Raw genomic sequence first — 5724 nt, 5'->3', positions numbered from 1 at the left:
TCGCTGATGCGGGCATCAAGGTGCCGAACTATCCCGTTGTCGACGAAGCGAATGGCTGGCTCTACGTTTCCGACAGTGCCGGCGAGGCCGGTGGCGTCTTCCGTTTCGACCTCGAGACAGGCGAAGGCGGACCATGGTGCAGGGAAATATTCGCCTTCGCCAACGGCATGGTCATGGCTCATAACGGCAAGGGACTTTACGTCGTCGAAACYGACGCCCCTTGCGTGAGCTACGTGCCGATCGAGACCGACGGTTCGGCGGGCCGGAAACGTGTCGTCGTCGAAGGCGTGCACAATGTGCCCGACGGCCTGGCTTTCGCCCCTGACGGTTCATTGTTGATCGCTTGCTACGAGCCGAGCCGGATTTACAGTTGGCGCGAGGATCGCGGGCTCAGCCTCTTGATCGAAGATCCGGGCGCAACAACCCTGGCGCACCCGACCAACGTCGCTTTGAAAGGCCGGAAGCTTTACACGGCCAACCTTGGCCGCTGGCACATTGCCGAGATCGATCTCGGTCTGGTGTTTGGGTAAGCGCACTCGCGGCTGTCGGCCGGGTTTTGTTGATCACGGCAAGACGCGGCGAAATTGCCTGATACGAAGGATGTTCCCATGTTGGCGATTACGCAGCAAGGCGCTAGCCCGCTCTTTGTTTCTGYCGGTGAGTGCATGGTGGAAATGTCGCCGGACGAAGGCGATTTCTATCGGTTGGGCTATGCCGGCGATAGCTTCAACACCGCCTGGACGGCGCGGCAGTTTCTACCTGAGACATATGCCGTCAGGTACCTGACCGCGGTGGGACGCGACCGGACATCGGATGCGATGGTGTCCTTCATCGAAGGTGCCGGCATCGACGCATCCCATATCATCCGCTACCCCGATCGGACCGTGGGCCTCTATATGGTGCATCTGGACAGGGGCGAGCGCTCGTTCAGCTATTGGCGGAAGGATTCCGCGGCTACACGACTGGCGGACCAACGACGCGTACTGGATGCAGCGTTTGAAAAGGCCTCGCTGATCTTTGTGTCGGGAATTACCCTTGCAATTCTTGGCGAGGCCGCGCGGGCGACGCTATTTGGGGCACTTCAGGATGCGAAGCAGGCTGGTGCCCGTATCGCGTTCGATCCGAATTACCGAAAGCGATTGTGGTCGGACACGCAAACGGCAAGGGTTGTACTGACCAAGACTGCCCGGTTGGCCGATTTCGTGCTGCCCTCCTACGATGACGAGGCCGAGCTGTTTGGCGATGCGTCTCCGCAGGCCACAGCGGAACGGTTCCTGGCCCTAGGTTGCTCGGAGGTAGTTGTGAAGGATGGTCCAAACCCCGCGACGGTATGTTTCGACGGGGCGAGCCATTTAGTTCCGGCAGGCGCGGTTTCCAAGGTTGTCGACACAACCGGTGCAGGTGATGCGTTTAATGGCACATACCTCGCAGCCAGAATGCTGGACCAGTCGCCGTTGAGAGCTGCACCAATGGCGCACGACGCAGCACGAACTGTCGTGCAAACCCCGGGGGCGCTCATCCCCGCGGACCGTCGAGATCGATGAACCAAGGGGTGACCTTGTCATCAGCCTCGCGCATGGTCCTCTTCTAAGTCCCTACGAGCTTGGAGCGGAACGAAGGGCTTCGTGCTCACGCCGTCTTGTGGCCACGGCAGGCACTGCGGGCGCCGACGCTGCACCGTCGAGCAGTAGCTGGCGCAAGTGCTGACGATCCTGATCCTTGCGAATCAACTCGCAGACGTGTTCACGACTGATGCCACAAGGACGGCCGGCAATCTTCTCATCGACGAATGATTTGAGCGTATCAGGCACCGAAATGCTCATCGTGGTCATGGAACAACAATAAGCAATTTTGGCGGCAAGAACATCTCCTTTCTGGGTACTGAACTCCCGCCGCCAGTAGAAACAGCGGTCAGCATTGATTGCCCTTCTGTGTGGCGTTTGCACAATGGCCGCCTGAACCAAATGCCAGCCTCGCGACAGGTGTTTGAGTACGTACAGCTATCCGAGCTCGTGGATCGTTACGCCCGGCACAACCGTTTTGGCGATCTCGCACAGGTGCTGGTGATGGGTCAGGTAGATTACCTGGCCCGCGCTCGCCATCTCTCCAAACAACCTGAAAACCTCTTCGGACCGGACATGGTCGAAGGTTTCCATAATGTCGTCGGCAATGAATGGCACTGAGGGTCGAAACTGGGCAAATTCGTAGTAGCCGGCAAGCCTCAGGGCTAAATAGAGTTGAAAACGTGCGCCCTTTGACAAAGCGTCGGCGACCTTGGACTGCCCGTCGCGTTGCAATGCGATCAGGACCTCGCCGCCTTTTACAGGCTGGGTTGCCAGACCCGAGTATTGACCGCGCGTGATGAGCACGAAAGCGTCCGATGCACGCGCCATCATAGCGGAGCGATGACGCTCGCGGTATGCGCGCAGAGCATTTCCAGCGGACAAAACGCCCAGTTTCAACTCGATGTAACGGACAGCTTTTTCCTCGATTTCCAGAAGGACGGTGCGACGTTCGGCATCTATTCGGGCGACAGCGCTGTCGCCGCCAATGGCGTCCAGCTTGTCGGCCGCTCGCGTCTGCCGGATAAGCTGTTGTTGGATCGTTTCGTCGATACCCTGAAGCCGTTGCTCGCTTTCGGCCCTCTCGATTGCGAGGCGATCGAAATCGAGAGCATCCAATATCGAACGCGCCTGCGCGATCCCCTCCACCGCGAGTTCGGCCAACAACTGCTCTTCAAGTTCGGCCACGGCAACGCGCAGACGATCCCTCCCGCGCAGCAGCTCGTCGCGTTCCACGACTTCGGTTAGGGTCGTTACACCAAAGACGCCCAGGACCTCATTCTTACGGCGCTCATGCGCCGCAATTTCGACGTCTAGGGTGTCACGAGCATCTCGCAGGCGCTGTAGGTCGTTGACGAGGTTTGTCTTCGCCTCGCGACTGCGATCGGCGCGTTCCAGGCGCTCAGCAAGCCGGATCGCCAGCTGTTCCGGCTCGTCGTCCGGTGGGTCACCCGCCTCGGCTGCAGCAGCGGTAACCTCGACAATGAAACTATCTCTGTCTGCCTGCATCTTGCCGATGCGGAGCTGCATCGCATCCCGATCCTCGATGGTTTTGGACAGTTCAGCCAGTTGATCAAGTACGTTGCCGACACTGGGCGCCGAAAGCCCATTCTCGAGCCAAGTGCCTTTGAGCGCCTCCGCAACGCCGGCCAGCCATTCGTCCTCACGCCTTTCTGCCACGTCCATGGCCCGTCGTCTGGCTGCCAGATACTCCTCCTGCGCGCTAACCGTTTTGATCGCCTCGGCGCGTTCGGCGTCGACTTTGACCTGCCTGTCGAGGAACAGCTCTGCGACGACCATGATCGTCTCCAAGCTCTCGCCGGCATCCGACCTTATGCCGACGCTCTCCAGCGCCCCGCTCAGCTCCTGGCGTATGCGGTTTTCCTCGTCGGTCGCCCGACCGATCTTCTTACGTGCGACCTCGATCTCCTCCCAGGCCTCTAGCGCATCGGTCCGGGCAGAAGTACGGTCCTCGATCAGTTCGATTAGACGCTCAGGCGAAGACTCCAGGCATTTGTCGAGCAGATCTCTTGCCGCCACGCGGATTTCCGAAAGTATTGCTTCCACGTCCAAGTCGATCTGTGAAAGTTGGTCGCGCGCCCGCGAGATGGCAGCCGTGGCCTCAGCGCGGCTGCGGATGGTCGTTCGGATTTCAGCGAGCTCGCGCGCGTTGGCCAGGCGAACTGCTCCAACATTGTCGTCACGAGCCAGCACTGCCGCAAAGTCGTCGGCCGTCTCACCCTTAAGGTCATGCCGATGCCTTGCCCAAGCCTCGTCCCGGGCACGCCGGATGGCGGTGGCGGCTTCATCGTCGGTCACATCGACCGAGGCGCGAAGGGCGTCCAGTCGCGCCGAGAGCAATTCGTGATTGCCCTGGTATTCTCCAAGACGTTCGCAGAGAACCTCCCTGTTCGTCTTGAGCTCTGCCGAGCGACTTTTCCATGCACCAACCTGGCGGGCGCTAGGAACCAAAATTCCAGCCAGCGCCTGAGCATCTCCCGACCAGGGATGCAAGCGGCGGATCGCTGCCTCCCATCGAATTTCGCGCTCGTCCCCCACCTCTCGTGCCGTCTTGATTTCCCTTACGTACCCACTCCCCCTCGCTTTCGACAAGGCCGAGATCAGCCTTGCCCTGGCAGGTTCGGGCACGGCCCTTTCTTCGCCAACTCGATCTCGCGCCGTCTGAAGCGCATCATGGGCTGCCGCCGCTTCATCGCGTGCGACGCGCACGCTCGTGGCGATCCCCGATCGCTGTTCGACCATATTGCGAACGGCGCCGACTGTGGCAGCAGGCAAAAGCAGCGCGGCAGGGTCCGACTCGGAGGACCGTCCCAGAGCAGCAAGGCATGTCGCCACGGCGCTATCGAGTATTTGCAGGTCCGTCCTGCGACTGGGCAGGTCCAAGCCTGCCGAAATATATCGCACCTTGCGATCCGCCAGTCCGCGAACCCGCTCGGAGATCGCAAGGATCACATCGTCCATCTCGACCGACGCGATTTTTGTCGACAGTCGCTCGACCTCGTCGACGTTTGCTGACAGCCGCGTTCTCAGGCTGGCGTCGTCATCGATCATCTCAGCGACACTGCCTGTCCATGTCCGGGGGGGCGAAGCGATGTCAGGCAATTCGGCCAGGCGGGCTGACTTGCGTCGGATATCTGCAAGGATCGGGGCTGCGCGGAGATACTTCGCAATGGTATCGAGCCGCGCCGACAGCACCGACCGTTCAGTGATGCTGCCATCGTATTTTTCAGTCGCGTCAAGACGTTCGGCCTCAAGGGTCTCGAACGTGGACGCCAATGTGTCGATTGCATCCTTCCCAGACTTCAGTTCCGCAAGTCGCTTCTTGAGAAGCGCAAGTTCGGTTCCGTGTGCCTGTTTCCGATAGAGCCCGTCCGCTTCCGCTTCGAGCGCGTTCAACGTGTCACCGGCCTGCCCAAGACCGGCGCTGGCCGTGAACAGGAGCTTGCCCAGGTCGCCACGCGACTCCAGTATCGATTTTCCGCCTGCTTCCAGCGTCTCGTCGTCCAACGAGAACATGGTGCCGTATGCGTCCCGGGACAGACCTGCGAGATGGGCCGTTATCGCCACCTCGCTCACCGGTTGCCCCAGAGCGTTCAACAGCGAGTTGTTCCGTTGTTTCGTGCGCGAGAACGTATGCTCCTCTCCCCCGAATTCGAGCACGCCGCCGACACGCATCGCGCTGTACTCATGGAGGAAATTGTAGCGACTGCGTTCTTCGATGCCGAACAGCAAGTCCAGATAGCCGGAAAGCGCAGTCGACTTGCCGGCCTCGTTCAGCCCGAACACGATGTGCAGGTCGGGCCCAGACTCCGGTCTTGGGCCGAATTCGATCGTCCTGTCAGTGAACTTTCCATAACGAATGAGATCAAGCCGCCGGAGCCTCATTGCAATCCACCTGCCTTGAGGCGGGCTGTGACCAGGTCAGTGCCGCTGGCAAGAACCCTGTCGAGGAATAATTCGAGCTCAGCCTCATCCTTTCCGGCGAAGTCGCGCCCGTCGGGGGGAAGATCYGCAATCGTTTTCAGGACCAATGCCCTCGCTTCGGCACGGAAGGCTTCCGAGCTGGCATTGGCGCGCATGGATTCAGCGAGTTCGAAAATCGGATCCGCGATATCGAGGGTCTCCGTCCTGGGCGGAGAGA

The 5724-nt window shown here is 60.3% G+C and carries 4 protein-coding genes and 1 pseudogene; 2 read left to right on the top strand and 3 right to left on the bottom strand.

What is annotated here, in order from left to right:
• A partial coding sequence (locus tag AC1DUU_RS21255) for an SMP-30/gluconolactonase/LRE family protein (protein WP_476785381.1) occupies window positions 1–530 on the top strand: 530 nt, incomplete at its 5' end.
• 78 nt (window positions 531–608) lie between these two features.
• Window positions 609–1544 carry a sugar kinase gene (locus AC1DUU_RS21250; protein WP_476785380.1) on the top strand — a complete coding sequence of 312 codons (936 nt, stop codon included), beginning with the start codon at window positions 609–611 and terminating at the stop codon, window positions 1542–1544.
• A 51-nt stretch (window positions 1545–1595) separates the two neighbouring features.
• Here AC1DUU_RS21250 and AC1DUU_RS21245 read toward each other — a convergent pair whose 3' ends face one another.
• The 3 genes and pseudogenes from AC1DUU_RS21245 to AC1DUU_RS21235 all read right to left on the bottom strand — a co-directional run.
• The gene (locus tag AC1DUU_RS21245; protein WP_476785379.1) at window positions 1596–1964 is read right to left on the bottom strand and encodes a ribbon-helix-helix domain-containing protein; all 369 of its coding nucleotides are present in this window, start codon (window positions 1962–1964) and stop codon (window positions 1596–1598) included.
• A gap of 36 nt (window positions 1965–2000) precedes the next feature.
• Window positions 2001–5468 (bottom strand): AAA family ATPase, encoded by a 3468-nt coding sequence (locus AC1DUU_RS21240; protein WP_476785378.1) that lies wholly within the window; start codon window positions 5466–5468, stop codon window positions 2001–2003.
• A pseudogene (locus AC1DUU_RS21235) lies at window positions 5465–5724 on the bottom strand (DNA repair exonuclease); the annotation flags it as partial. The pseudogene AC1DUU_RS21235 and the gene AC1DUU_RS21240, both read right to left, overlap by 4 nt.

The organism is Aminobacter sp. P4_H6_2 (genome assembly GCF_056400805.1).
This window is presented reverse-complemented; position numbering and strand designations above follow the sequence as displayed.